We start from the raw sequence: 26,508 nt of genomic DNA, 5'->3' as shown, positions 1-26,508 counted from the left end.
CCGCATTTGAGCGCGGCGTCGGGCTGGAGTAGGCTTGATGATCATAAGCGAACATTAGCGTTAAAAAGCGAAATTGGCACGCCACGACAACCACAACAGGATGCTTGCTATGGCTTCTTATCTTCTGGCCATCGACCAGGGCACCACCAGCTCCCGCGCGATTCTGTTCGACCGCGAGGGGCGCAGCGTCGCCACGGCTCAGCGAGAGTTTCCCCAGCACTTTCCCCATGATGGCTGGATCGAGCATGACCCCGAGGATATCTGGGATACCGTGCTCGCCACCTGTCGCGAGGTGATCGAGAGCAGCGGGATCGGGCTTGCCGAGATCGCCGGCGTCGGCATCACCAATCAGCGCGAGACCACCGTGCTGTGGGATCGCGAGACCGGCAAGGCGCTGCACAACGCGATCGTCTGGCAGGACCGCCGCACCGATGAGACCTGCCGGCGGCTGCGCGAGGCGGGCCACCTGGAAGATGTCCAGGCGCGCACCGGCCTGTTGATCGACCCTTACTTCTCGGCGACCAAGCTCGCCTGGCTGCTCGATGAGGTGCCCGGCGCCCGGGCGCGGGCCGAACGCGGCGAACTGGCCTTCGGCACCGTGGATAGCTTCTTGATCTGGCGGCTCACCGGGGGGCGGGTGCATGCCACCGACGCCACCAACGCCTCGCGCACAGCGCTCTTCAATATCCACGAGCAGCGCTGGGACGAGGCGCTGCTCGCCCTGTTCGATATTCCGGCGAGCCTGCTGCCCGAGGTGAAGGACTCCAGCGACGATTTCGGTCGCGTCGATGCGCAATGGCTGGGCGGTGAGCTGCCCATCGCCGGGGTGGCCGGCGACCAGCAGGCGGCGCTGGTGGGGCAGGCCTGCTTTGCCCCCGGCATGGGCAAGAGCACCTACGGCACCGGCTGCTTCATGATCGTCAACACCGGGGAGGTGGCCGAGATGTCGCGCAACCGGCTGCTGACCACGGTGGCCTATCGCCTCAACGGCAGGCCGACCTATGCGATGGAGGGCAGCATCTTCGTCGCTGGCGCCACGGTGCAGTGGCTGCGCGACGGCCTGCAGCTGTTTGCCGATGCCGCCGAGACCGAGGCGCTGGCCTGCCAGACGCGCAGCGGGCACAGCGTCTACCTGGTGCCGGCCTTCACCGGCCTGGGCGCGCCCCACTGGGACCCCAAGGCGCGCGGGGCCATCCTGGGGCTGACCCGCGATACGGGGATCGCCGAGATCGTCGCCGCCGGCCTTCAGGCGGTCTGCTACCAGACCCGCGACCTGCAGGTCTGCATGGACGACGACATGGCGGCGTCGCCGGGCATCCTCCGGGTCGATGGCGGCATGGTGGCCAACAACTGGGTGATGCAGTTCCTGGCCGATATGCTCGGCGTGCAGGTGGATCGCCCCACGGTGCTGGAGACGACGGCGCTGGGGGCCGCCTACCTGGCGGGGCTGCATCTCGGCTGGTATCGCGATCTCGACGAGATCGCGAAGATGTGGCGCTGCGAGCGAAGCTTTACCCCGCAGATGGATCAGCCCGAACGCGAACGTCTCTACAGTGGCTGGAAGGAGGCCGTCGAGCGCGTCCGTACCCAGTAGCCGACAGCGCCGGGGAAAGGCCAACTCGCTGATTCGCCGGACAAGAAAGCGCACGACGGACTTGCATTTCTTATCCGGGGGCGTAGAATACGCATCCGTTGCCACGGCGAAGTCATGCCGAACACAGCATGCAGGACCATAGCTCAGTTGGTTAGAGCGCCACGTTGACATCGTGGAGGTCGGCGGTTCAAATCCGCCTGGTCCTACCATCACGCTTAATGGCACACCTTGTTGCAGGACCATAGCTCAGTTGGTTAGAGCGCCACGTTGACATCGTGGAGGTCGGCGGTTCAAATCCGCCTGGTCCTACCAGATTCGAGAACGCCCCTCAGCCACTGGCTGCGGGGCGTTTTTCATGCTGCGCGGTTTTCGCGAGCGCTTCGTCTCGACGGTCTGGTCGCGGGCGATGTGCTGTCGGTATGACGAGGTGCCCGGCGAGGCCGATCGCCTCGCCAGGCCGGGAGTCACGCCAGGTCGCTCTGTGCGACGAAGACGTCGACCAGCGCCTCGATGCCCGCGCGGTCGTCGTCAGTGAAGCGGCCCTGGGTCGGGCTGTCGAGATCCAGCACGCCCCACAGGCGATCCGCCACCACGATCGGCACTACCAGCTCGGCGCGGGAATCCGCATCGCAGGCGATGTGGTCGGCGACGGCATGGACGTCGTCGACGCGCTGTGTCTCGCGGCTGCGCGCCGCGGCGCCGCACACGCCCTTGGTGAAGGGGATGGGGTGGCAGGCCGGCTTGCCCTGGAAGGGGCCGAGGCAGAGCAGCTCGGGCTCGCGCTGCAGGTAGAAGCCGGCCCAGTTGAGCGCGGGAATCTCCTGCATGATGAAGGCGCAGGTCTGGGCGCTGTTGGTCAGCCAGTCGCGGGTGTCGAGCAGCGCACCGAGCTGGCGGGCGAGCAGGGGATAGTCGGGCTGGGGGCGATCCGGTGTCATGTGGGCTCCTTGAACAAGAAAGGCCGGCGCAGCGGCCGGCCTTGTTGCTTCGTTACATTCGTTTTCTATCGGGCGGCCCTTACTTCCAGCCGGGCACGGCCTGCGGCCCGAACAGCTCGCTCGCCTTGGCCTCGACCGCTTCGGTCTGGTAGGCCTCGACCAGCTGCTGGATGGCCTCGCGATCCTCGTCGCCGCCGCGCACCGCGATCAGGTTGACGTAGGGGGACTCGGCGCCCTCCTTGATCAGGGCGTCGTCCAGGGTCAGGCCGGCCGGCTGGGCGAAGGTGTTGTTGATGAAGGCCATGTCCACGTCGGGCAGCACGCGGGGCAGCTGGGCAGCTTCGATCTCGCGGAAGTCGAAGTCGTGCGGGTTCTCGGCGATGTCCAGCGGGGTGGCTTCCAGGAAGGTCGGGTCCTGGAGCGTGATCAGCCCCTCGTTGTGCATCAGGATCAGGGAGCGACCCTCATTGGAGGGGTCGTTGGGCAGGGCGATGGTGGCGCCCTCCGGCAGCTCCTCGATGCTGTCGTACTTGTCCGAGTAGGCGCCGATCGGGTAGACGAAGGTGTAGCCGGCGATGGCGAAGTCGTAGCCGCGGTCCTCGACCATGGAGCGCATGTAGGGCTCGTGCTGGTAGGCGTTGGCGTCGAGGCTGCCGTCGGCCAGGGCGGCATTGGGCGTCACGTAGTCGGTGAACTCGATGATCTCGACCTCGAGGCCGTAGTCGCGCTCGGCGATCTCGGCGGCGACCTTCATGACGTCGGTCTCGGGGCCGGCCACGGTGCCGACCTTGAGGGCGTGCTCATCGGCCAGGGCGGCGCCGGCGGAGAGGGTCAGGGCAGAGGCGGTCAGGGTGCCGATCAGGGTCTTGCGCATGTCGCGATGCTCCTTGTGAAAGACGAGTCGAGATCGATGTTAACGGAATAAGCAGAAAATTTGTAATGCATTTCGGTTATTTAAGAGGGCGCGTCACTTATGATCGCTCTTGCGCACCAGATAATCGCCCAGGCTCTGGAAGCCCTGCACCATCACCACCAGGATCACCACGGTGATCAGCATGATGGTCGGGTTGAAGCGGTTGTAGCCGTAGCGGATGCCCAGGTCGCCAAGCCCGCCGCCGCCCACGGCACCGGCCATGGCCGAGTAGCTGACCAGGGTGACGGCGGTCACCGTCAGCGCGGTGAAGATGCCGCCGCGCGCCTCGGGCACCAGCACCTTGGTGATGATCTGCCACGGCGTGGCACCCATGGACTGGGCGGCCTCGACGAGCCCGGGCGGGATCTCGTTGAGCGCCCCCTCGACCAGACGCGCCACGAAGGGGATGGCGGCGATGGTCAGCGGCACAGCGGCGGCGTTGGTGCCGATCGACGAGCCCACGAGCATCCGCGTGAGGGGGATGATGGCGACCATCAGGATGATGAAGGGGATGGAGCGACCGATGTTGGTGATCGCGCCCAGGACCCGGTTGAGCACCGGCTCGGCCAGGATCTGCCGCGGCCGGGTGACGTAGAGCAGCACCCCCAGCGGGATGCCGACGAGGGCCGAGATCACGCCCGACACCGCCACCATGTAGAGGGTGTCGAGGGTGGCCTCGAGAATCAGTTCAATCATCGCGCTGGACATGGCCGAGCACCTCCACCTGCAGGTCGTGGGATTCGAGATAGTCCAGGGCTTCGCGGGTCTTCTCCGCCGGCCCCATCAGTTCGGCGATCATCAGGCCCAGGGTGCGATCCTGGATCGACTCCACCTTGGCCTGGAGGATGCTGACGTCGACGCCGCACTCGCGGGCGAGCCGCGAGATCAGCGGGGTCGAGACGGCATCCCCGGAGAAGGCGAGGCGCACCACCGGGTGGCTGGCGGGGCCGGGCGTCTCCTCGAGGCGCTCGATGAGCGCCTGGGGCGGCTCGAGCTCGAGGAAGTCGTTGAGGAAGTCGCGGCCGAGTCGGGTGCGGGGCGCGGTGAAGAAGTCGCCGACCTCGGCCTCTTCGACCAGTTCGCCGTCGGAGATCAGGCTGACCCGATGGCAGATCGACTTGACCACCTCCATCTCGTGGGTGATCAGCAGGATGGTCAGGCCGAGCTGGCGATTGATATCGCGCAGCAACTCCAGGATCGAGCCGGTGGTGTGGGGATCCAGCGCCGAGGTGGCCTCGTCACACAGCAGCACCTTGGGGCGGCTGGCCAGCGCCCGGGCGATCGCCACGCGCTGCTTCTGGCCGCCGGAGAGCTGGGCGGGGTACTGGCGCGCCTTGTCGGCCAGGCCGACCAGCTCGAGCAGCGGCATCACCCGCTCCTTGATCTCGGCGCGCTTCATGCCCATCAGCTCCAGCGGCAGGGCCACGTTGGCGAAGACGGTGCGCGAGGTCAGCAGGTTGAAGTGCTGGAAGATCATGCCGATGCGGTGGCGGGCCTGGTTGAGCGCCGCGCCGGAGAGGGCGGTCAGCTCCTCGCCGTCCACGGTCACGGTCCCCGTGGTGGGGCGCTCGAGCAGGTTGACGCAGCGGATCAGCGTGGACTTGCCGGCACCGGAGAGGCCGATCACGCCGTGGATCTCGCCCTTGGGCACGTGCAGGTTGGCATTTTTGAGCGCCGTGACGGCGTCGGGGCCGCCGCTGCGTCCCTTGGGATAGTAGGTCTTGGAAACGTCGTGTAGTCGAATCATCGCAGCCGCCGGTGGGGCGCCGGCCGGGCGGGCGTGGCAGCGTCGGGCATAAAAAAAGGCCACCCTGACGGGTGGCCATCAACGCTGGACACACCCTTTTAGCTGCACTTCACGCCGCGGTTTGCCTCGAGAGGCGCTCCACGACGTCGGCGCCCGCAATCCGGGTACAAATCGGCGCCTTCAAAATGTAGCGCAATATTCTATGTTTCAAACGCCCGATCGTCAAGCTCGCCAGGGCATGTGCCCGGCGGGGTGGCGCTGTCGTGGTGATTTTTTCTGTCGCTCGGCCCGGCAGTGGTGATCCTTGCGCGTCGAACCGCACCGTGGCGGTCGTCGGGCGGCGCGGTCAATGGACGCGCCGGGCCGGGTTTCCTAGACTGGCCGTTTTGGCGCCCCGCCAGGGGGCGACGCGCACGAGGAGCAGTCATGTTCACAGGCATCGTACAGGGCACCGCCGAGGTGGTGGCCATCCAGGAGGCCGAGGCCTTCCGTACTCACGTGCTGGCGCTGCCGGCGCCGCTCAACGAGGGGCTGGCGCTGGGCGCCTCGGTGGCCCACAACGGCGTCTGCCTCACGGTGACCGCCATCGACGCGGAGCGGATCAGCTTCGACCTGATGCGCGAGACCCTGCGCGTGACCAATCTCGGTGCGCTGAAGGAGGGCGACCGCGTCAATATCGAGCGCGCGGCCCGCTTCGGCGACGAGATCGGTGGCCACGCGATGTCCGGCCACGTCATGGGCATGGCCGAGCTCGTCGAGCTCGACGAGGCGCCCAACAATCGCCGCCTGTGGTTCGAGGTCCCCGCGGCCCTGGGGCGCTACCTGTTCGACAAGGGCTACATCGGCGTCGACGGCATCAGCCTGACCATCGGCGAGACCCGCCGCGCCAGCGCCGAGCACGGCCCGCGCTTCTGCGTCGACCTGATCCCCGAGACCCTGGCCAGGACCATTCTGGTCGACCGTGTCCCTGGCGACCTCGTCAACATCGAGATCGACCCCCAGACCCAGGCCATCGTCGAGACGGTGGAGAGGGTGCTCGAGGCGCGCGGGGTCTGATCGCACGGGACGGATCGGGCGGGGTGCGTCGCTGCGTTGGCAGGCCGGGTGGCGAATGGCCCGGCGATTGCTTAACTGTGGGGGAGCGTGCCGCCCGGACGCCTCGCAACGCGCAGAGGCTTTGGGTACCATAGGCCGCTTTTCTCGCCACCCTCCGGTGTTCCGGGCCATGAGACGGCTCATGATATCCGGACGCCCAGACGTCACCGCGCGCAGGAAGGACACCCATGTTGAAACGCCTCATCGACAACCACTTCAAGCTCACCGAGCACCGTACCGACGTGAAGACCGAGGTCATCGCCGGGATCACCACCTTCCTGACCATGGCCTACATCATCTTCGTCAACCCGAGCATCCTCTCCCAGACCGGGATGGATTACGGGGCGGTGTTCGTCGCCACCTGCGTGGCCGCGGCCGTGGGCTGTCTGATCATGGGACTGTGGGCCAACTATCCTATCGCTCAGGCGCCGGGCATGGGCCTGAACGCCTTCTTCACCTACGGCGTGGTGCTGGGCATGGGCTACACCTGGGAGGCGGCGCTCGGCGCGGTCTTCTTCTCCGGCTTCATCTTCTTTTTGCTCAGCGTCTTTCGCATCCGCGAGTGGATCATTAACTCGATCCCGCTCTCCCTGCGCCTGGGGATCGCCGCGGGCATTGGCCTCTTCCTCGCGATGATCGCGCTCAAGAACGCCGGCATCGTGGTGGCCAACGAGGCGACCTTCGTGTCGCTTGGCGATCTCACCGAGCCGTCGGCCCTCTACGCGCTGCTTGGCTTCTTCGCGATCACCGCCATGGCCTACCTGCGGGTCACCGGGGCGGTGATGATCGGCATCCTCGGCGTGACCGCGCTGGCGATGGTGCTCGGCCACAATGAATTCGGCGGGCTGATGTCCATGCCGCCCTCCATCGCGCCGACCCTCATGGCCCTGGACCTCGCCGGGGCGTTCGACGTGGCGATGCTGAGCGTGATCTTCGCCTTCCTGTTCGTCGACCTCTTCGACACCTCCGGCACTCTGGTGGGCGTGGCCCACAAGGGTGGGCTGCTCGACGAGAACGGCAAGCTGCCGCGCATCGGTCGCGCCATGATGGCCGACAGCGGCGCCTCCATGGCGGGCGCGGTGCTCGGCACCTCCACCACCACCAGCTACGTCGAGTCCACCGCGGGCATCGTATCCGGCGGGCGCACCGGCCTCACCGCCGTGGTGGTGGCGGGACTGTTTTTGATCAGCCTGTTCTTCGCGCCGCTGGCCGGTTCCATCCCGTCCTACGCTACCGCCGGGGCGCTGCTTTACGTGGCGGTGCTGATGGCCGGCAGCCTCTCCCACGCCGACTGGGACGACCCGACCGAGGCCGCGCCGGTGCTGATCGCGGCCCTGGCGATGCCGCTGACCTTCTCCATCGCCGAGGGCATCGCGCTGGGCTTCATCAGCTTCGCCGCCATCAAGGCGCTCTCCGGGCGGTTCAAGGACCTGAATCCGGCGGTGATCGTGCTGGCGCTGCTGTTCGCCGCCAAGTTCCTGTTCCTCAGCTGATCCTGGCTGACCGCATTCACTGATCGAGGCTGCATCCGATGAGCATCTACGGCGACTACATCAAGTCCGTGATCCGCACCGTCCCCGACTGGCCGCAGCCGGGGGTTAACTTCCGCGACATCACCCCGCTGCTGCAGAACAGCGCGGCTTTCCGCAAGCTGATCGACAGCTTCGTGCATCGCTACCAGGAGATGGAGATCGACGCCATCGCCGCCATCGATGCGCGCGGCTTCATCGTCGGTGCGCCGCTGGCCTACGAGCTCGGCTGCAGCTTCGTGCCGGTGCGCAAGAAGGGCAAACTGCCGTTTCGTACCATCAGCGAGACCTACACCCTGGAGTACGGCGAGGCCGAGGTGGAGCTGCACTCCGATGCCTTCCGCGAGGGCGACCGCATCCTGGTGGTCGACGACCTGATCGCCACCGGCGGCACCATGCTGGCCGCCGCCAAGCTGATCACCCGCAGCGGCGGCCAGGTGGTGGAGACCGCCACCATCGTCGACCTGCCGGACCTCGGCGGCGCGCAGCGCATCCGCGACGCGGGCTTCAGCGTGTTCGCGGTCTGCTCCTTCACCGAGGACGAATGACGCCATGAGCGGCTCTCGCTATCACCAGCGCCTGATCATCTCCTGGGACCAGCTGCATCGCGACGTACGCGAGCTCTGTCAGCGGCTGGTCGAGCGGGATATCAAGGGTATCGTCGCGATCACCCGCGGCGGGCTGATTCCCGCTGCGCTGATCGCCCGCGAACTCGACGTGCGGCTGATCGATACCGTGTGCATCAAGAGCTACGAGCGCATGGAACAGGGCGGCCTGGAGGTGATGAAGGGCGTCGATCACGACGGCGCGGGTTGGCTGCTGGTCGACGACCTGGTCGATACCGGGCGCACCGCCCGGGCGGTGCGCGACCTGCTGCCCAAGGCGCACTTCGTGACCGTCTATGCCAAGCCCGAAGGCAAGCCGCTGGTCGATCAGTACCTCACCGAGGTGGCCCAGGACTGCTGGATCCAGTTTCCCTGGGACATGGGCGTGGCCTATGTCGAGCCGCTGATCGACCAGGGGAAGCGCTGAGTCATGACGTGTCCGCTTCCCGACAGCTGGCAGCAGTGGCTGGGCCCGGAGTTCCACGCGCCCTACATGCAGTCGCTGCGCGATTTCCTGGCCGCCGAGAAGGCGGCCAGCAAGGTGATCTATCCGCACTCGTCCAATTGGTTTCGCGCCTTCGAGCTGACGCCGCTTGATGAGGTCAAAGTGGTGATCCTCGGCCAGGACCCCTACCACGGGCCGGATCAGGCGCACGGCCTGTGCTTCTCGGTGCGCCCCGGGGTGCGGGTGCCGCCCTCGCTGGTCAACGTCTACAAGGAGCTGGCGGCGGACGTCGGCACCCATCCGGTGGCGCACGGCAACCTGGAGGCCTGGGCGTGCCAGGGGGTGCTGCTGCTCAACACCTCGCTGACGGTGGAGCAGGGCAGTGCCGGCTCCCACCGCGGCAAGGGCTGGGAGACCTTCACCGACCGCGCCATCGCCACGGTCAGCGAGCACGCCGCGCCGTCGGTGTTTCTGCTGTGGGGCGGCCATGCCCGCCAGAAGAAAGCGCTGATCGATACCCGGCGCCACCTGGTGCTGGAATCCCCGCACCCCTCACCGCTCTCGGCGCATCGTGGTTTCTTCGGCAATCACCACTTCTCGCGCGCCAACGCCTTCCTCGTCGAGCAGGGCCGTGAGCCCATCGATTGGCAGTTACCGGCCACTGTGTAGCAGCGTGGCTCCCGCGAAACTGGCGACTCCTATCGCCTTGCAAGCAAGGCTCCCACGCAAACCAGCCGAGTGGTACCGAAGCCCTGTGGGAGCGCTGCTTGCAGCGCGATCCGCTGCGCAGCGGCGGCTGAGCCGGCACCATTACCGAAGATCACTTGGGCGTCGCCTTGCAAGCAAGGCTCCCACAAGAGCAGCGCCCAGCCTTAACCTCGGCGCCGGATGCGTTTAGAATGGCGCGCAATTTGCCGCCATCGTCCATCCGACGATGGTCGCCGTCTTCCCGCCGCCGTCGAAGAGGTCATCCCCATGAGCGTCCACGCCATCCAGCATCCCCTGGTCCAGCATAAGCTTGGCCTGATGCGCGAAGCCGGCATCAGCACCAAGAGCTTCCGCGAACTGGCCGGCGAGCTGGCCAAGCTGCTCACCTACGAGGCGACCAGCGATCTCGAGCTCGAGACTCAGAACATCGACGGCTGGAGCGGCGAGCCGATCCCGGTGCAGCTGCTCAAGGGCAAGAAAGTCACCATCGTGCCGATCCTGCGCGCAGGATTGGGGATGCTGGACGGCGTCACCGACCTGATTCCCAGCGCACGGGTCAGCGTGGTCGGGCTCTACCGCGACGAGGAGACCCTCGAGCCGGTGCCGTACTTCGCCAAGTTCGCCAATGACCTGGACGAGCGCATGGCCATCGTCATCGACCCGATGTTGGCCACCGGCGGCACCATGGTGGCGACGCTGGACATGCTGCGCGAACGCGGCTGCAAGCACATGAAGGTGATCGTGCTGGTGGCGGCCCCCGAGGGGATCAAGCGCGTCCAGGAGAGCTATCCGGACATCGAGCTCTACACCGCGGCGGTCGACGACCACCTCGACGAGAACGGTTACATCGTCCCGGGCCTGGGCGACGCCGGCGACAAGATCTTCGGCACCCGCTGAGCCTTCCGCTTTATCCTCCCACACCCGCAGGACCTTGCCTGCGGGTTCACCCTTTCCCGTCACATACCCTTCGCCATCCCTTCTCGCTCCGTCCTGAAGGCATACGTTCCCTGCCATTCCCGTCTCGCCCGGTCGCTCCGTCTGCTTCCGTCGTGTCTGCCCGCTATCGCCTTTCTCGAGTCGAATGTTTGTGGCGTGTTGTATCATGTTCGTTTTCGCACATGACGTCCCGCCGGCGTCCGGAGCCTGTCGCTCCCGTCTTTGATTAGACAAAAGTTTAACATCGAAGAAAAATCAAGCCTTTCATTGGCTTGCGAAAGAAGATTCGATGTCGGAGGGAAGGGTGCCAATATTTTCGCTTGGCGACATTTGTGTTTGAAAGTGAATCTCGACTACGTTGGATGGACGAGTCCTTGCACTCGCCACATAACAACGACACCTCGAGATCCGTATGTCCCTGATCCTAGACAACATCGATCATATGGTCGGTGGCTCCACACATATCGCGGGCGTGAACCTGGAGCTCGGGCCCGGCTCCTTCAACGTCCTGCTGGGACGTACCTTGTCTGGCAAGACCACCCTGATGCGGCTGATGGCCGGGCTGGACGTTCCCAGCAAAGGCCGCATCGTGATGAACGGTGAAGACGTCACCGGCCGCTCGGTGCGCAAGCGCAACGTCTCCATGGTCTACCAGCAGTTCATCAACTATCCGGCCCTCTCCGTCTTCGACAATATCGCCTCGCCCCTGAAGCTTGCTCGGGTACCGCGGGCCGAGATTGACCGGCGGGTGCGCGAGGTGGCCGAGATGCTGCACATCGAACACCTTCTCGACCGCCTGCCGCTGGAGCTCTCCGGCGGCCAGCAGCAGCGCACCGCCATGGGGCGGGCACTGGTCAAGGATGCCGACGTCGTGCTCTTCGACGAGCCGCTGGTCAACCTGGACTACAAGCTCCGGGAGGAATTTCGCGACGAGCTGCGCAGCGTGTTCAGCGAGCGCAACTGCATTGCCGTCTATGCGACCACCGAACCCGCCGAGGCGCTGGCGCTCGGCGGCAACACCGCCGTGCTCCACGAGGGGCGCCTGCTGCAATACGGACGCACCGAGGATGTCTACCATCGCCCGCGGGATATCTTCGCCGCCGAGATGTTCTCCGAACCGCCGATCAACATCGTGAACGGCATCATCTCCGGGGCCGAGGTGACCTTCGATGAGCGCACGCACTTTCCCCTCAACGACGATCTGCGCTCGCTGCCCCCCGGGGAGTACCGCTTCGGCGTGCGCGCCTCGCACATCTCGCTTGCCCCCCGGGCCAAGGACGACATCGAGGTGCCGATGATCGTCGACCTGGCCGAGATCAGCGGCTCCGAGACCTTCCTGCACGTGCACAACGACCGCTTTCACATGACGGTGCACCTGGCGGGCGTTCACGAGTTTGGCGTCGATGCGCCCGTGACCCTCTACTTCCCGACCCACAAGGTCTATGCCTTCGATCGCCACGGCGACGTGGTGCATATCCCGACCCACCTGGGGGGCGTGTGACATGGCCGAGATCACCCTGAAGTCGCTGGCCCACACCTACCTGCCGAACCCGACGTCGCCCGAGGACTATGCCATCCGCGAGATGGATCACGTCTGGCACCAGGGCGGCGCCTATGCGCTGCTCGGGCCTTCCGGCTGCGGCAAGTCGACCCTGCTCAACATCATTTCCGGCCTGCTGGAGCCCTCCAGCGGCGAGGTGCTCTTCGACGGAGAGGTGGTCAACGCCCTGCCGCCGGAGGCGCGCAACATCGCCCAGGTTTTCCAGTTCCCCGTCATCTACGACACCATGACCGTCTACGACAACCTGGCCTTCCCGCTGCGCAACGTGAAGACGCCCCAGGAGAAGGTGCATGAGCGGGTGATGGAGGTCGCCGAGGTGCTGGAGCTGACCGGCCAGCTCAAGCGCAAGGCGAAGAACCTCACCGCCGACGAGAAGCAGAAGGTCTCCATGGGCCGGGGGCTGGTTCGGGAAGACGTCTCGGCCATCCTCTTCGACGAGCCGCTGACCGTCATCGACCCGCAGCTCAAGTGGAAGCTGCGCCGCAAGCTCAAGGAGATCCACCAGCGCTTCGAGATCACCATGGTCTACGTGACCCACGATCAGCTCGAGGCCTCCACCTTCGCCGACAAGATCGCCGTGATGTACGAGGGCCAGGTGGTGCAGTTCGGCACGCCCCGCGAGCTCTTCGAGACCCCCAACCACACCTTCGTCGGCTACTTCATCGGCAGCCCCGGCATGAACTTCCTGACGGTCACGACCCACCAGGGGTGGGTGATGGCCGGCGAGACCCGGATCGAGGTGGGGAAGGGCGTTCACGACGCCGTGGCCGGGGCGCGCTCGGCCAACGTCAAGCTCGGCATTCGCCCGGAGTTCATCGAGGTGCACGCGGAACCCGTCGTCGGGGCCATGGAGGCCCGGGTGGAGCACGCCCAGGATCTCGGCACCTACTCGATCGTCACTCTGAGCCTGGGCGGCACGCCCCTCAAGGCGCGCATCGAGGAGGGCCAGCCGGCCCCGAGCGGCCGCGCCTGGCTGCGCTTCCCCGACGACCGGCTAGGCCTGTACGTCGACGAGTTCCGCGTGGAGTTCGACCATGAATAAAGTCTACAACAACCGGGCCTGGTGGCTGATCCTGCCCATGCTGGCGCTGGTGGCCTTCTCCGCGGTCATCCCGCTGATGACCGTGGTGAACTACTCGGTGCAGGACGTCTTCGACGCCAATACGCGCTTCTTCACCGGCACCGAGTGGTTCAAGGAGATGCTCAACGACCCGGCCCTGCAGGCGGCCGTGCTGCGCCAATTCGCCTTCTCGCTGACGGTGCTGGCCATCGAGGTGCCGCTGGGCATCGGCATCGCCCTGATCATGCCGAAGAAGGGCTGGCAGGCCTCCGCGGTGTTGATACTGGTGACCATGCCGCTGCTGATCCCCTGGAACGTGGTGGGCAGCATCTGGCAGATATTCACCCGCGGCGACATCGGCCTGATGGGCTGGAGCCTGCGTGAGCTGGGCTACGGCTACAACATCACGGCGAGTCCGGTGGATGCCTGGGCGACCATCGTGCTGATGGACGTCTGGCACTGGACGCCGCTGATCGCGCTGCTCTGCTACAGCGGCCTGCGCTCGATTCCCGACGCCTACTACCAGGCCGCGCGCATCGATCGCGCCTCGAAGTGGGCGGTGTTTCGCTTCATCCAGCTGCCCAAGCTCACCAACGTGCTGGTCATCGGCGTGCTGCTGCGCTTCATGCACTCCTTCATGATCTACGCCGAGCCCTTCGTGCTCACTGGCGGCGGGCCCGGCAGCTCCACGACCTTCCTGAGTCAGTCGCTGACCACCATGGCGATTGGCCAGCAGGACCTGGGGCCCTCGGCCGCCTTCTCGCTGATCTACTTCCTGATCATCCTGCTGGTCACCTGGGTCTTCTACACCGCGATCATGAACATGCAGAAAGACAGCCACCAACAGGAGGCCCGCGATGAGTGATTCCTTGCCCACGACCCCGGATGCCGTGCGCAAGCGTGCCGCCGCGGCCGACAATCGTCGTCGTCGCCGGGCGCGCCCGGCCTCCCGTCAATGGCGCCGTCGGGGCCTGATGACGGCCTACATCGTCTTCGTGCTGCTGCCGATCTACTGGCTGCTCAACATGTCCTTCCAGTCCAATACCGAGATCCTCGGCGGGCTGACCCTGTGGCCCGAGGACTTCACCCTGGAGCACTACGCCAAGATCTTTACCGAGCCCAGCTGGTACATGGGCTACGTGAACTCGATCACCTACGTGCTGATGAACATGCTGATCAGCATCGCGGTGGCGCTGCCCGCGGCCTACGCGTTCAGCCGCTATCAGTTCATCGGCGACAAGCACCTGTTCTTCTGGCTGCTGACCAACCTGATGGCGCCGCCCGCGGTCTTCCTGCTGCCGTACTTCCAGCTCTATTACACGGTGGGGCTCTTCGATACCCATATCGCCGTGGCCCTGGCCCACTGCCTGTTCAATATCCCGCTGGCGGTGTGGATCCTCGAGGGCTTCATGAGCGGCGTGCCCAAGGAGATCGACGAGACCGCCTTCATCGACGGCTACAGCTTTCCGCGCTTCTTCGTGAAGATCTTCATTCCGATGATCAGCTCCGGGATCGGCGTGACGCTGTTCTTCCTGTTCATGTTCTCCTGGGTTGAGCTCTTGCTGGCCAGCACTCTGACCTCCACCGGCGCCCAGCCCATCGCCTCGGTGATGACCCAGACCAAGGGGGCCTCGGGGATCGACTGGGGCACCCTGGCCGCGGCCGGCACCCTGACCATCCTGCCGGGCATCGTGGTGGTCTACTTCGTGCGCAATCACATCGCCAAGGGCTTCGCCCTGGGCCGGACCTGAGGAGGGGCGACATGGAATGGATGGTCTGGACCACGCCCACCACCGTCTTCTTCGCGGTTATCGCCGCCATGCTGGTCGGCATGACGGCCTGGGAGGTGGCCTCGCCGACGGTCGAGCGAAAGGGGTTCCTGCCGATCGCGACCACCCGCGGCGACCGACTCTTCATCGGGCTGCTCTGTGCCGCCTACATCCACCTGCTGGTCGTGGGCTTCACCCCGCTCAGCATCTGGCTGGCCCTGGGGGCATCGGTGATCTGGCTACTGATCCTGATGCGCTGGGGCTGACTGCAAGGCCATGGGATCCCGCCATGGAAACCACGCCATGGAACACAGGCTTCATGGACGAATGACCACAACCAACGAGGTCAACATGACAGCAATAACAATACGACGCTCACTGGTGGCGGCCAGCATCATGCTGGCCAGCGCCTCCCTTCACGCCGACAACCACGATGCCCGGGCGATCGCCGAACGGCTGATCGATGAGCATTTCCAGGACTCGACGCTGACGCGCGAGCAGCAGATCGAGGAACTGCTGTGGTTTGCCAAGGCGGCCGAGCCGTTCCGCGGCATGGAGATCAACACCGTGGCGGAGGGCCTGACCACGCACATCTACGAGCGTGATGTGCTGGCCGAGGCCTTCAGCGAGCTGACCGGCATCGAGGTGACTCACAACATCATCGGCGAGGGGGACGTGGTCAATAACATGCAGACCCAGATGCAGTCGGGTCGCAACATCTACGATGGCTACGTCAATGACTCCGACGCCATCGGCACCCATATTCGCTACGGCACCACCATCAATATCTCCAACGCCATGGAGAATGAGTGGGCCGATGTCACCCTGCCGACCCTGGATCTCGACGACTTCATCGGCCTGCAGTACGGCACCGGACCCGACGGCAGCCTCTACCAGCTGCCCGACCAGCAGTTCGCCAACCTCTACTGGTTCCGCTACGACTGGTTCCAGCGCGAGGACCTGCAGGACCAGTTCCGCGAGCTCTACGGCTACGACCTGGGCGTGCCGACCAACTGGACCGCCTACGAGGACATCGCCGAATTCTTCACCGAGCACGTCGGCGAGATCGACGGCACCAAGGTCTATGGCCACATGGATTACGGTCGCCGCGACCCGTCGCTGGGCTGGCGCTTCCACGACTCCTGGCTCTCCATGGCCGGCATGGGCAGCCCCGGCGTGCCGTTCGGCAACCCGGTCGACGACTGGGGTATCCGCGTCAACGAGCAGAGTGAGCCGGTGGGCGCGAGCGTCAGTCGCGGCGGTGCCACCAACTCCCCGGCCTCGGTCTTCGCCGTGACCAAGATGGTGGATTGGCTCGAGAAGTACGCGCCGCCCGAGGCCAGCGGCATGACCTTCGGCGAGGCGGGACCGGTGCCGGCCCAGGGCCAGATCGCCCAGCAGATGTTCTGGTACACCGCCTTCACCGCCGACATGACCGATCCCGCCCTGCCGGTTACCGACGAGGAGGGCAACCCCAAGTGGCGCATGGCGCCGTCGCCCGCCGGTCCCTACTGGGAGGAGGGCATGAAGGTCGGCTACCAGGACGTGGGCTCCTGGACCTTCTTCGACTCCACCCCCGAGGATCGTCGCACCGCGGCCTGGCTGTTCGCCCAGTTCACCACCGCCAAGACGGTGTCGCTGGAGAAGCTGATGGCGGGCCTCACGCCAATCCGCGAGTCCGACATCTTCTCCGAGCAGATGACCGAGATGGCGCCCCGCCTCGGCGGCCTGGTCGAGTTCTATCGCAGCCCCAACGAGTCCAACTGGACGCCGTCCTCCACCAATGTGCCGGACTATCCGCGCATGGCGCCGCTGTGGTGGCAGAACCTGGCGCCGGCGGTCAGCGGCGACATCTCGCCCAAGGAGGGGCTGGACAACCTGGCCGCGGACCTCGACAGCATCATGGCGCGCCTGGCGCGGGCCAAGGTCTTCACGACCTACGCCCCCAACCTGAACGAGGAGCGCGATCCCGAGTACTGGCTCTCCCAGCCCGGCTCGCCCAAGGCCAAGCTGGACAACGAGATGCCCCAGGGTACCACCGTGCCCTACGACCAGATGATGGAGGAGTGGATGGCCGCCGGCTCGCGCGAATGATCGGCGGGCGGGTCGCCTGACCCGCCCCATCCGACGCCGGGCCTGCCCGGCGCCGAATCAGCACGTGTGACCGGTTGCCTGAACGGGACCCAGGGTCCCGCTCGGTGCACGCCGAGCGGGACCTGTTCGTTTGAGGTCGTCGTCTTTCGCCTCGGCGCGTGCTGCCCGCTGTGCTTCGAACGGGGCGCGTCGATGCCAGTGCTTCCTACGAGGCGCTTCGAAAAAAGGGCCAGACATGCAACTCAGAGAGAACAACCTTCGCAAGCTTCCCGAGCGGGTCTTCGATGCGCTGATCATCGGCGGCGGCATCAACGGCGCCGCCGCCGCGGCCGCGCTGAGCGGCAAGGGCGCCCGGGTGGCGCTGATCGATCGCGGCGACTTCGCCGGCAGCACCAGCATGCACTCGTCCAACCTGGTGTGGGGCGGCATCAAGTACATGGAGAGCGGCGACTTCGCGCTGGTGCGCAAGCTCTGCAAGAGCCGCAACCACCTGATCGAGAGCTATCCCTCCACGGTGCAGGAGATTCGCTTCCTGACCACCATCAACAAGGGCTTTCGCCACCATCCCCTCTACCCCTGGGCCGGCACCTGGCTCTACTGGCTGATGGGCAGCGCCTTCACCCGGAGGCCGAATTTCCTGAGTCCCGGCGGCATCAAGGCGCGGGAGCCGATCATCGACACCGGCCAGGCGCAGGGCGGCTTCGAATATTCCGATGCCTACCTGCACGACAACGATGCCCGCTTCGTCTTCAACTTCGTGCGCGGGGCGCTGGATTTCGGCACCGTGGCGGCCAACTACGTCGAGTCGATGGGCGCGCGGCGCGAGGGCGAGCTGTGGGTTACCCAGATGCGCGACCGCATGGACGGCCACACCTTCGAGGTCCGCTCGAAGGTGCTGATCAATGCCGCCGGGCCCTGGGTCGATCAGCACAACAGCCTCTCGGGGCAGCAGACCGACCACCGTCATGTCTTCTCCAAGGGCATCCACCTGATCGTGCCGCGGCTGACCGGCAGCAAGCGGGTACTGGCCTTCTTCGCTGACGACGGCCGGCTGTTCTTCGTGATCCCCATGGGGCCGCGAACCTGCATCGGTACCACCGATACCCGGGTCGAGAAGCCCGAGGTCGGGGCCACCGAGGACGATATTCGCTTCGTGCTCGATAACATCAACACCCGCCTCGCCCTGGACAAGCCGCTTGGGAAGCAGGACATCATCGCCACCCGCTGCGGCGTGCGTCCGCTGGCGGTGAAGCCCAGCGGCGGCGACGACCGGGACTTCCTCAATCTGTCACGCAAGCACGCCATCGATATCGACCCCGAGATGGGCCATCTCAGCATCTTCGGCGGCAAGCTCACCGACTGCCTCAACGTCGGCGAGGAGGTCGTTGCGGAGGTGGCCCGCCTCGGCGTCGAGATCCCCTATCCGGATGTTCGCTGGTACGGCGAGCCGGATGCCTCGGTGCGCGAGGCCTTCATGCACCAGGCACGGCTGATGGACCTGGACGCCATGACCGGGGAGGGTGCCTCGGAAGCGCTCAGCATCCGACTGTGGCGGCGCTACGGGGCTCAGGCGCTGGAGATGCTCGAGGACATTCGCCAGGACCCGCGACAGGGCGAGGTGCTGATCGAGCACACCGAGTACCTGCGCTGCGAACTCAAGCTGGCCAGGCGTCGCGAGATGGTGACCAAGCTCGAGGATTTCCTGCGCCGCCGCTCGAAGATCTCGCTGGTCGTCCCGGAACAGACCATCCGCTCCTCCCCCGGGCTGCGCGAGGCCTGCGACATCCTCTTCGATGACCAGGCCGAGGAGCGACTCCAGGAGTATCTGGTGACCGCCTCGCCGGAGTCCGCGGGGCTCGAGCGTGAGGGGTAGGGCGGTCGGGGTCCCAAGCCGTGGAGAGGCTGGTAGAATGCCGCGCAACTCGACTGCCCCTCCCCGGATTTGATGGAGTCCATGACCATGAACGACCAGACGGCGGCTTCCCCCCTGCCGACGGAAAGCCCCCTCCGCATTCTGCTGACCGGGGCGCAGATGCTCTTCGTCGCCTTCGGCGCCCTGGTGCTGGTGCCGCTGCTCACCGGCCTCGACCCCAACGTGGCGCTGTTCACCGCGGGCATCGGCACCCTGATCTTCCACGGCGTCACCCGGGTCAGCGTGCCGGTCTTCCTGGCCTCGTCGTTCGCCTTCATCGCGCCCATCCAGGGCTCGGTTGCCAACTACGGCATTCCCGCCACCCTCGGCGGGCTGATGGTCGCGGGCCTGGTCTACGTGGTGATCTCCCAGTTCGTGCGCCTCAAGGGCACCGTCTGGCTGCATCGCCTGCTGCCGCCGGTGGTGGTGGGGCCGGTGATCATGGTGATCGGCCTGGCACTGGCGCCGGTGGCGGTGGACATGGCCACCGGCGAGACCAGCGAGGCCATCGGCTACGGCACCGCTCTCTTTCTCTCCATGGCCAGCCTGCTGGTCACGCTGGTGCTGGCGGTGTTCGGGCGCGGCCTGATTCGGCTGATCCCGATCATGGGCGGCATCCTCACCGGCTACGCGCTGGCGACGCTGATGGGCGTGGTGGACTTCTCCCCGGTCAGGGACGCGGCCTGGCTGGCGCTGCCGTCCTTCACCGCGCCGAGCTTTCACTGGGCGGCGATCCTGTTCATGATTCCGGTGGCCATCGCCCCGGCGGTGGAGCACATCGGCGACATGGTCGCCATCGGCTCGGTGACCCGCAAGAACTACCTGGAGAAGCCGGGCCTGCACCGCACCCTGCTGGGCGATGGCCTGGCCACCGCCGCCGCGGCGATCTTCGGCGGGCCGCCCAACACCACCTACTCCGAGGTCACCGGCGCCGTCACCCTGACCCGCGCCTTCAACCCCTGGATCATGGTCACCACCGCCTGCATCGCCATCGTGTTGGCCTTCGTCGGCAAGCTCGGCGCGCTGCTGCAGACCATCCCGGGGCCGGTGATGGGCGGCATCATGACGCTGCTGTTCGGCTCCATCGCCGTGGTGGGCATGAACACTCTGGTGCGGGCCGGCAAGCCGCTCACCGCGCCGCGCAACCTGGTGGTGGTCTCCCTGGTGCTGGTCTTCGGCATCGGCGGCATGCAGTTCGGCAACGGCCAGTTCACCCTGCAGGGCGTCAGCCTGGCCGCGCTGGTCGGCATCGTGCTGAACTGGGTGCTGCCCCGCGCCGAGGAGGAGTGATCCCGCTCAGGCGTGGTGCCGCTCCTGGCCCGCGTCGGAGAAGGTTGGCGGGGTGCTGGCGCTGACGATCACGCACTCCTCGTCGCCGACGTTGCGAAAGCGATGGGGCAGGCGTGAGTCGAAGTAGTAGGCGTCGCCGGCGACCAGCACGCCCACTTCGCCATCCACGGTGATCTCGATGCGCCCCGAGATCACCACGCCGCCTTCCTCGCCGTCGTGCTCGAGCATCTCTTCGCCGCTGTCGGCGCCCGGCGGATAGCGCTCGTGGATGATCGACATCTGGCGGTCCGGGCGGCGGGCTGCCACCAGCCCCCAGGAGAGGGTGCCATCGCCGATCTCGGTCAGCTCGTCCGCCCGGTAGAAGGGCTTGGGCTGGGTCGGCTCGTCGCCGGCGAAGAAGGCGCTGATCGAAACGGGTAGGGCGTCCAGGATCTTCTTCAGCGAGCTCACCGACGGGCTGACGTGGTTCTGCTCCACCAGTGAGACCGTGCTGTTGGTGACGCCGGCGCGCTTGGCCAGTTCGCGCTGCGACAGGCCGCGGGCCAGCCGCAGCTGCTTGAGTCGGGCGCCTACGTCGAATGCCGCTTCCGTGTCTTGATCCATGTCTCGGTCCTCGGGACGTTCGCCGCCGTGTTCGTGGAATATTTTCAACATATCATACCGCCTCGTCGGCAGCCGGATAAGGGGCCCTTGACCCGCATCAGGGTCGCGGGCCGAGCCGCTCGCTCGGCATGGCACCCGTGAGCGGGCTAAGGCATCATGGGGGCTGACACGATCGATTCGTCAGGAGAGCCCATGATCACCCGAGAAGCGCTCACCGGCATGATCCTGGCCGGCGGCCAGGGTCGCCGAATGGGCGGTCGAGACAAGGGGCTCGAGCCCTTCGCAGACCGGCCGCTGGTGGCCCATGTCCGCGAGCGATTGGCGGGGCACGTCGCCGAGGTGCTGATCAACGCCAACCGCAACGTCGAGCGCTATCGGCCGCTGGCCGACCGCGTGGTGACCGACGCCGAGGGGGGCTATCAGGGCCCGCTGATGGGCATCTATACGGGCCTGCGTGCCGCGAACACCCCCTGGCTCATCGTCACGCCCTGTGACACCCCTGTGCTGCCCAATGATCTGGTCGAGCGCCTGGTTGCCGGTATTTGTGAGCATGAGGGCGAGCACGACATCGCCGTGGCCTTCGATGGCGAGCGCCTGCACCCGGTGGTGGCGCTGATGCGCACCTCGCTGGCCGATGATCTGGCTGCGGCCCTGGCCGACGGCGAGCGCAAGATCGACCGCTGGTACGCTCGCCACGCCTGGTGTCGGGTGGACGTCAGCGACTGCCCCGATGCCTTCGCCAACCTCAATACCGATGACGAGAAACAGCGCCTGGAGCATGCCCTCGGCGAGGCGGCTCGGGCGACGAGAGTAAGCCCATGAGCGAGCGCGTGCCGGCTAGCCTGCCCTTCGACGACGACCTCCCGGTGCTGGGCATCGCCGCCTGGAGCGGCACCGGCAAGACCACCCTGCTCGAACGGCTGCTGCCTGCCTTGCGGCGCCGGGGGCTAGGGGTGGCGGTGATCAAGCACGCCCATCACGCCTTCGATGTCGACCAGCCCGGCAAGGACAGCCATCGCCTGCGCCAGGCCGGTGCCTCGCCCATGGTGGTCGCCTCCCGGGCGCGGGTGGCGCTGATGATGGAGACCCCGGATCGCGAGGAGGCTGACCTGGCCGCGCTGATCGAGATGGTGCGCCCCCAGCGTCCCGACCTAGTGCTGGTGGAGGGCTTCAAGGCCTGGCCGCTGCCTAAGCTGGAACTTTATCGGCCCGAAGTGGGCAAGCCGCTGCGGGTCGCCGAGGACCCCTGGGTGCGGGCCGTGGCGAGCGATGCCACCCTGGCGCTGCCCGAGGGCGTCGAGGCACTGGACCTCAACGACCTAGAGGCGCTCGCCGACTGGATCGCCGCCTGGCCCGCCCGCTGGCCGGCCCGCCAGCGCCCGCGCGAGGAGGTCGTGTCATGACGCTCTCCTGTTTCGATCTCGGCGAGCGCATGCTGACGGTGGAAGAGGCGGGCGAGCGACTGGCGACCCTGATCGAGGGGCCGCTGCCCGTCGAGCGAGTCGCGCTATCCGAGCTCCACGGGCGTGTGCTGGCCGAGGACGCCGTCTCGCCCATCGACGTACCACAGAATACCAACGCCGCCATGGACGGCATCGCCCTGGCCTGGCCCGGTGATTCCGCGCGGCACGGCGAGTGGCGCCTGGTCGGCGAGGTGCTCGCCGGCGGGCGGCGCCTCGAGAGGCTGGCGGCAGGGGAGTGCGTGCGCATCACCACCGGCGCCCCACTACCGCCCGGGGCCGACACCGTGATCATGCGCGAGCAGCTCGATGAGCGGTTTTCCGAAGAGCAGGGTGATGCCGTGGTGATCGACAGGCCCGAGCGCGTCCGCCGCGGCCAGCACGTGAGACAGGCTGGGGAGGACATTTCTCATGGTCATCGGGCGCTTCACGCCGGCACGCGGCTGGGTGCCGCTGAGCTGGGGCTGCTGGCCTCGCTGGGCCTGGCCGAGGCCCGGGTCCATCGTCGGCCGCGGGTGGCGCTCTTCTCCACCGGCGATGAGGTCATCGCCCCGGGCGCGCCGCTGCCGCCGGCCGGCATCTATGATGCCAATCGCCACACCCTGGCGGGCCTGCTGGTCGAGCAGGGCGCCGAGCCGATGGATATCGGTATCCTGCCCGACGATCGCGAGGTCATGGAGGCCGCGCTGCGCGAGGCCGCCGGACAGGCCGACATGGTGATCACCAGCGGCGGCGTCTCGGTGGGTCATGCCGATTTCACCCGGGCGGCGCTAGAAACGGTCGGTCGCCTGGCGTTCTGGCGCATCGCCATCCGCCCCGGGCGCCCCATGGCCTGCGGCCTTTTGGGGGAGCGCGGCGTCCCCTTCCTGGGGCTGCCCGGCAATCCCGTCGCGGTGATGGTCACCTTCCTGCAGTTCGTGGCACCGCTGCTGGCGCGACTGCAGGGGCGAGGGGCCGTCGGCCCTCGGCGGCTCACCGCTATCGCCGATGAGGCCCTGAAGAGTCGCCTCGGCCGGACCGACTTCCTGCGCGGACGCTTTCACGCCGCCGACGATGGTCGCCTCCACGTGCGCAGTACCGGCGCCCAGGGCTCCGGCATCCTCTCCTCGATGGTGGCGGCCAACTGCCTGATCGAGCTCGCCGACGACCGGGAGGGTGCGGCCCCCGGCGAGGCGGTGAGCATCCAACCCCTTCACCGATTGCCTTGAGGCGCCGACTCCCCATGTCCATGACCGACCAGCCCTTGACCCACCCGTCCCTGACCCATCTCAACGCCCGCGGTGAGGCGCACATGGTCGATGTCGCCGACAAGCCGGAGAGTCGCCGGGAAGCCTCGGCCTCCGGGCTCATTCGCATGCGGCCCGCGACCCTGGCGCTGCTCGCCGAGGGCGGGCTGCCCAAGGGCGATGTGCTGGCCACGGCGCGCATCGCCGGCATCCAGGCCGCCAAGCGGACCCACGAGCTGATTCCTCTCTGCCATGCCCTGGCGCTCTCGAAGGTGGCCATCGACTTCGGCCTCGACGAGCACAACGCCTGCGTGCACGTCACCGCGACCTGCCGCCTCAATGGCCGCACCGGCGTCGAGATGGAGGCCCTGACCGCGGTCTCCGTGGCCTGTCTGACGCTCTACGACATGTGCAAGGCCGTGGACAAGGACATGGAGATCGGCGCCATCCATCTGGAGACCAAGACCGGCGGCAAGTCCGGCGACTACCGGCGCGAGGCACCATCGGCGCCGGCCACCTCCGTCATCGAGGCCGCCACGGCGCCCATCGTCACCGGCGAGGGGGCCGCCGGCGAGGTCTCGGTGGGCACGCGCTGCGACATCGCCGCCCCCTGCATCCGGGTCAAGTGCCTGGCCGAGCTGCGCGAGCGCCTCGGCGTCGGCGACATCTCGGTGCCCTTCCACGATCTGCCAAGCGCCGACGTGGCAGGGCTCAAGGCCGCGCTCAAGGCGCAGGATCCGAGCTTTGAGGGGCTCGATCAGGGGCGCGTGCTGTGCGCCGTCAACCAGGTGATGGCCGGCGATGCGACGCCGTTGACCGACAACGACGAGGTCGCCTTCTTTCCCCCGGTCACCGGAGGCTGAGTGATGATACGCGTGCAGCGAGAGACCTTCGACGTCGGCGCCGAGCAGCGCGCGATCCTCGACGGTCGCAGCGATGTCGGGGCGGTGGTCAGCTTCACGGGGCTGGTGCGCGACTTCAACGAGCGTCCCGAGGTGCAGGCGTTGACGCTTGAGCACTATCCGGGGATGACCGAGGCCGCCCTCGAGGAGATCGTGCAGGAAGCCGAGGGTCGCTGGCCGCTTCAAGGGGTGAGCGTGATCCACCGGATTGGACGCCTGGCCCCCGCGGACCCTATCGTGTTGGTAGTGGTCGCCAGTGCCCATCGACGTGCCGCCTTCGAGGCCTGCGACTTCATCATGGACTATCTCAAGACCCGCGCTCCCTTCTGGAAGAAGGAGCACACGGCCAGCGGGGACTACTGGGTTTCGGAACGCGACGGCGATCATCATGACGCCCGTCGCTGGGAGTTCTCTTAATGACCGATGAGCTGATCGACGATTTCGGCAGGCGGGTGAGCTACGTGCGCATCTCGGTCACCGATCGCTGTGACTTTCGCTGCGTCTACTGCATGAGCGAGGAGATGACCTTCCTCCCGCGGGCTCAGGTGCTGACCCTCGAGGAGCTGGCGACGGTGGCCCGCGCCTTCACCGAGATGGGCGTGGAGAAGATCCGCCTGACCGGGGGCGAGCCCCTGGTGCGTCGTGACATCGATCGCCTGGTCGATGACATCGGCGCGCTGCCCGGCCTCAAGGATTTCGCCATGACGACCAATGGCGCGAGCCTGCCGAAATTCGCCGGCCGCCTGCGCGACGGGGGTCTCAAGCGGCTCAATATCAGCCTCGATTCACTCGACCCCGAACGCTTTCGTCGTCTGACCCGCACCGGCGATCTGAACAAGGTCATCGCGGGCATTCGTGCCGCCCGAGAGGCCGGTTTCGAGCGCATCAAGCTCAACGCTGTGATCCTCAAGGGTCGCAACGACGATGAGGTGATCGATCTGGTCGACTTCGCGCGTGCCGAGGGGCTCGATATCAGCTTCATCGAGGAAATGCCGCTGGGCGATGTCTCCGACCACTCTCGGGCCGAAACCTTCTGCTCGAGCGATGAGGTCCAGGAGCGCATCCAGACGCGTCATGAGCTGATTCCCACCACCGAGTCGACGCTCGGGCCATCACGCTACTTCATGATGCCCGACAGCGAATCGCGGGTCGGCTTCATCTCGCCCCACAGCCACAACTTCTGTGACACCTGCAACCGAGTGCGCGTCACCGTGGAGGGGCGCCTGCTGCTGTGCCTCGGCAACGAGCACTCCGTGGACCTGCGCGCTGTCCTGCGTCGCCACCCGGGGGATATCGAGGCCGTGAAGTCGGCCATCGTGCGTGCCATGCCGCTGAAGCCCGAGCGTCATCACTTCACCACCGATGGCGATGTCCAGGTGGTACGCTTCATGAACATGACCGGCGGCTGAACCGCCGCACGGTAAAGCCAGGCGATGCCTGCAGGAATTTTCGGGCGACACTCCGGTGTCGCCCGCTGCTTTTTGCCCCCCTAATCGCCGTGCCTCCTCGGGAATTTCGGGCGTCGGCCTTGGAGGTTTGGCGATCATTTCGCTCTGTTAGATCCTCGCTTTTCCTCCAACACTTCTTGCCAATGTGGTATCAGTGCATATACTTTTGACGTGTCATTAATCGTTGCTACTTTCCAACATTCGGCATGGAGACCGCCAATGTCCAGCGAAACCCTGGAGCGCATTGCTCGCAACAAGAACGTGGCTCGTGCCGCGGCACGCCAGCTCAGCATGGAACAGCTGCACAAGCTGGCCGAGGTCATCGGTGAGGTCATCGAACAGAAGAAGGACGAGGAAGTCCAGCGCCAGGAAGAGGAAGCCGAGAAGGCCAGGAAGCTCGCCGAGATTCGCGAACAGATCAACGAAGCCGGCCTTTCCCTGGATGACCTGGTGACCGAACAGCCTACCCGCAAGCGCGGTCGGCCGCCGAAGAACGGCAGCAAGTCATGAGCCGATTTCTGCCGCGCCTTTTTCTCGAGGCGCGGTGTTGATGCAGGAAATTTTGTGGGAGCCGTCGGTTCGATGCCTCGACTTGCACGGCGATGCGGCTCTTCAGCTTTTTCGCGGTGCCAGCACCGCTCCCACAAGAAAAGTGCTTCCGCGATAGCCCATC

The 26,508-nt window shown here is 66.4% G+C and carries 27 protein-coding genes and 2 tRNA genes; 24 read left to right on the top strand and 5 right to left on the bottom strand.

Features of this window, described 5'->3' with window-relative positions:
- Positions 1–109: 109 nt before the first annotated feature.
- The 3 genes from glpK to ABE957_RS06435 all read left to right on the top strand — a co-directional run bounded on the left by glpK (position 110) and on the right by ABE957_RS06435 (position 1,906).
- A complete protein-coding gene (glpK, locus tag ABE957_RS06445) occupies positions 110–1,594 on the top strand; it encodes a glycerol kinase GlpK (protein ID WP_349757848.1) in 1,485 nt (494 codons plus the stop codon).
- Between the two features lie 132 nt (positions 1,595–1,726).
- A tRNA-Val gene (locus ABE957_RS06440) sits at positions 1,727–1,803 on the top strand.
- Between the two features lie 26 nt (positions 1,804–1,829).
- Positions 1,830–1,906: transfer RNA gene (locus ABE957_RS06435), tRNA-Val, on the top strand.
- Positions 1,907–2,058: 152 nt separating this feature from the next.
- Here ABE957_RS06435 and ABE957_RS06430 read toward each other — a convergent pair.
- The 4 genes from ABE957_RS06430 to ABE957_RS06415 all read right to left on the bottom strand — a co-directional run bounded on the left by ABE957_RS06430 (position 2,059) and on the right by ABE957_RS06415 (position 5,192).
- On the bottom strand, positions 2,059–2,532 hold the full coding sequence (locus ABE957_RS06430; protein ID WP_349757847.1) for a GAF domain-containing protein: 474 nt from the start codon (positions 2,530–2,532) through the stop codon (positions 2,059–2,061).
- Positions 2,533–2,611: 79 nt separating this feature from the next.
- Positions 2,612–3,406 (bottom strand): MetQ/NlpA family ABC transporter substrate-binding protein, encoded by a 795-nt coding sequence (locus tag ABE957_RS06425; RefSeq protein ID WP_349757846.1) that lies wholly within the window; start codon positions 3,404–3,406, stop codon positions 2,612–2,614.
- Between the two features lie 93 nt (positions 3,407–3,499).
- Positions 3,500–4,153: a methionine ABC transporter permease gene (locus ABE957_RS06420; protein ID WP_349757845.1), complete on the bottom strand. Its 654-nt coding sequence runs from the start codon at positions 4,151–4,153 to the stop codon at positions 3,500–3,502.
- Positions 4,134–5,192: a methionine ABC transporter ATP-binding protein gene (locus tag ABE957_RS06415; protein WP_349757844.1), complete on the bottom strand. Its 1,059-nt coding sequence runs from the start codon at positions 5,190–5,192 to the stop codon at positions 4,134–4,136. Before ABE957_RS06415 ends, ABE957_RS06420 begins: the two co-directional genes overlap by 20 nt.
- A 426-nt stretch (positions 5,193–5,618) precedes the next feature.
- Between ABE957_RS06415 and ABE957_RS06410 the strand changes: the two genes are divergently transcribed.
- The 14 genes from ABE957_RS06410 (at position 5,619) to ABE957_RS06345 (ending at position 20,196) form a co-directional block, all read left to right on the top strand.
- Positions 5,619–6,248 carry a riboflavin synthase subunit alpha gene (locus ABE957_RS06410; protein WP_349757843.1) on the top strand — a complete coding sequence of 210 codons (630 nt, stop codon included), beginning with the start codon at positions 5,619–5,621 and terminating at the stop codon, positions 6,246–6,248.
- A 227-nt stretch (positions 6,249–6,475) separates the two neighbouring features.
- Positions 6,476–7,780: an NCS2 family permease gene (locus ABE957_RS06405; protein WP_349757842.1), complete on the top strand. Its 1,305-nt coding sequence runs from the start codon at positions 6,476–6,478 to the stop codon at positions 7,778–7,780.
- 38 nt (positions 7,781–7,818) lie between these two features.
- Positions 7,819–8,364 (top strand): adenine phosphoribosyltransferase, encoded by a 546-nt coding sequence (locus ABE957_RS06400; protein WP_108444495.1) that lies wholly within the window; start codon positions 7,819–7,821, stop codon positions 8,362–8,364.
- Between the two features lie 4 nt (positions 8,365–8,368).
- Entirely contained in the window at positions 8,369–8,848 is a 480-nt protein-coding gene (gene gpt / locus ABE957_RS06395) for a xanthine phosphoribosyltransferase (protein WP_349757841.1), read from the top strand.
- A 3-nt stretch (positions 8,849–8,851) separates the two neighbouring features.
- Positions 8,852–9,535, top strand: coding sequence for a uracil-DNA glycosylase (gene ung, locus ABE957_RS06390; protein WP_349757840.1), 684 nt, complete (start codon positions 8,852–8,854; stop codon positions 9,533–9,535).
- A gap of 306 nt (positions 9,536–9,841) precedes the next feature.
- Positions 9,842–10,471, top strand: coding sequence for a uracil phosphoribosyltransferase (gene upp, locus ABE957_RS06385; protein WP_349757839.1), 630 nt, complete (start codon positions 9,842–9,844; stop codon positions 10,469–10,471).
- A 451-nt stretch (positions 10,472–10,922) separates the two neighbouring features.
- On the top strand, positions 10,923–12,011 hold the full coding sequence (locus tag ABE957_RS06380) for an ABC transporter ATP-binding protein (RefSeq protein WP_349757838.1): 1,089 nt from the start codon (positions 10,923–10,925) through the stop codon (positions 12,009–12,011).
- A 1-nt stretch (position 12,012) separates the two neighbouring features.
- Entirely contained in the window at positions 12,013–13,113 is a 1,101-nt protein-coding gene (locus tag ABE957_RS06375) for an ABC transporter ATP-binding protein (protein ID WP_349757837.1), read from the top strand.
- Positions 13,106–13,996 carry a carbohydrate ABC transporter permease gene (locus ABE957_RS06370; protein ID WP_089850555.1) on the top strand — a complete coding sequence of 297 codons (891 nt, stop codon included), beginning with the start codon at positions 13,106–13,108 and terminating at the stop codon, positions 13,994–13,996. The genes ABE957_RS06375 and ABE957_RS06370 overlap by 8 nt, the downstream gene beginning before the upstream one ends.
- On the top strand, positions 13,989–14,882 hold the full coding sequence (locus tag ABE957_RS06365; RefSeq protein ID WP_315585335.1) for a carbohydrate ABC transporter permease: 894 nt from the start codon (positions 13,989–13,991) through the stop codon (positions 14,880–14,882). The genes ABE957_RS06370 and ABE957_RS06365 overlap by 8 nt, the downstream gene beginning before the upstream one ends.
- Positions 14,883–14,893: 11 nt before the next feature.
- A complete protein-coding gene (locus ABE957_RS06360; protein ID WP_349757836.1) occupies positions 14,894–15,166 on the top strand; it encodes a DUF2160 domain-containing protein in 273 nt (90 codons plus the stop codon).
- A 61-nt stretch (positions 15,167–15,227) separates the two neighbouring features.
- Entirely contained in the window at positions 15,228–16,994 is a 1,767-nt protein-coding gene (locus ABE957_RS06355; RefSeq protein WP_349757835.1) for an ABC transporter substrate-binding protein, read from the top strand.
- Between the two features lie 235 nt (positions 16,995–17,229).
- The gene (locus tag ABE957_RS06350) at positions 17,230–18,867 is read left to right on the top strand and encodes a glycerol-3-phosphate dehydrogenase/oxidase (RefSeq protein WP_349757834.1); all 1,638 of its coding nucleotides are present in this window, start codon (positions 17,230–17,232) and stop codon (positions 18,865–18,867) included.
- A gap of 87 nt (positions 18,868–18,954) precedes the next feature.
- Entirely contained in the window at positions 18,955–20,196 is a 1,242-nt protein-coding gene (locus tag ABE957_RS06345) for a uracil-xanthine permease family protein (RefSeq protein ID WP_349757833.1), read from the top strand.
- Positions 20,197–20,202: 6 nt separating this feature from the next.
- Here ABE957_RS06345 and ABE957_RS06340 read toward each other — a convergent pair whose 3' ends face one another.
- Positions 20,203–20,799 (bottom strand): cupin domain-containing protein, encoded by a 597-nt coding sequence (locus ABE957_RS06340; RefSeq protein WP_349757832.1) that lies wholly within the window; start codon positions 20,797–20,799, stop codon positions 20,203–20,205.
- Positions 20,800–20,991: 192 nt separating this feature from the next.
- Between ABE957_RS06340 and mobA the strand changes: the two genes are divergently transcribed.
- From mobA to ABE957_RS06305, 7 genes are all read left to right on the top strand, one after another.
- The gene (gene mobA / locus ABE957_RS06335) at positions 20,992–21,621 is read left to right on the top strand and encodes a molybdenum cofactor guanylyltransferase MobA (RefSeq protein ID WP_349757831.1); all 630 of its coding nucleotides are present in this window, start codon (positions 20,992–20,994) and stop codon (positions 21,619–21,621) included.
- Complete coding sequence (gene mobB / locus ABE957_RS06330) at positions 21,618–22,202, top strand: molybdopterin-guanine dinucleotide biosynthesis protein B (protein ID WP_349757830.1); 585 nt, start codon at positions 21,618–21,620, stop codon at positions 22,200–22,202. Before mobA ends, mobB begins: the two co-directional genes overlap by 4 nt.
- Positions 22,199–23,467 carry a molybdopterin molybdotransferase MoeA gene (moeA, locus tag ABE957_RS06325; protein ID WP_349757829.1) on the top strand — a complete coding sequence of 423 codons (1,269 nt, stop codon included), beginning with the start codon at positions 22,199–22,201 and terminating at the stop codon, positions 23,465–23,467. Before mobB ends, moeA begins: the two co-directional genes overlap by 4 nt.
- 14 nt (positions 23,468–23,481) lie before the next feature.
- A complete protein-coding gene (moaC, locus tag ABE957_RS06320) occupies positions 23,482–24,348 on the top strand; it encodes a cyclic pyranopterin monophosphate synthase MoaC (RefSeq protein ID WP_349757828.1) in 867 nt (288 codons plus the stop codon).
- Between the two features lie 3 nt (positions 24,349–24,351).
- Positions 24,352–24,804 carry a molybdopterin synthase catalytic subunit MoaE gene (gene moaE / locus ABE957_RS06315; RefSeq protein ID WP_349757827.1) on the top strand — a complete coding sequence of 151 codons (453 nt, stop codon included), beginning with the start codon at positions 24,352–24,354 and terminating at the stop codon, positions 24,802–24,804.
- Entirely contained in the window at positions 24,804–25,796 is a 993-nt protein-coding gene (moaA, locus tag ABE957_RS06310) for a GTP 3',8-cyclase MoaA (RefSeq protein WP_349757826.1), read from the top strand. The genes moaE and moaA overlap by 1 nt, the downstream gene beginning before the upstream one ends.
- Before the next feature lie 258 nt (positions 25,797–26,054).
- Complete coding sequence (locus tag ABE957_RS06305; RefSeq protein WP_089850534.1) at positions 26,055–26,345, top strand: H-NS family histone-like protein; 291 nt, start codon at positions 26,055–26,057, stop codon at positions 26,343–26,345.
- Positions 26,346–26,508 lie beyond the last annotated feature (163 nt).

The sequence above is a fragment of the Halomonas pelophila genome, assembly GCF_040196315.1.
Taxonomy (GTDB): Bacteria; Pseudomonadota; Gammaproteobacteria; order Pseudomonadales; family Halomonadaceae; genus Halomonas; species Halomonas pelophila.
The sequence above is the reverse complement of the archived record's forward strand: the minus strand, read 5'-3'. Positions and strand labels throughout refer to the sequence as shown.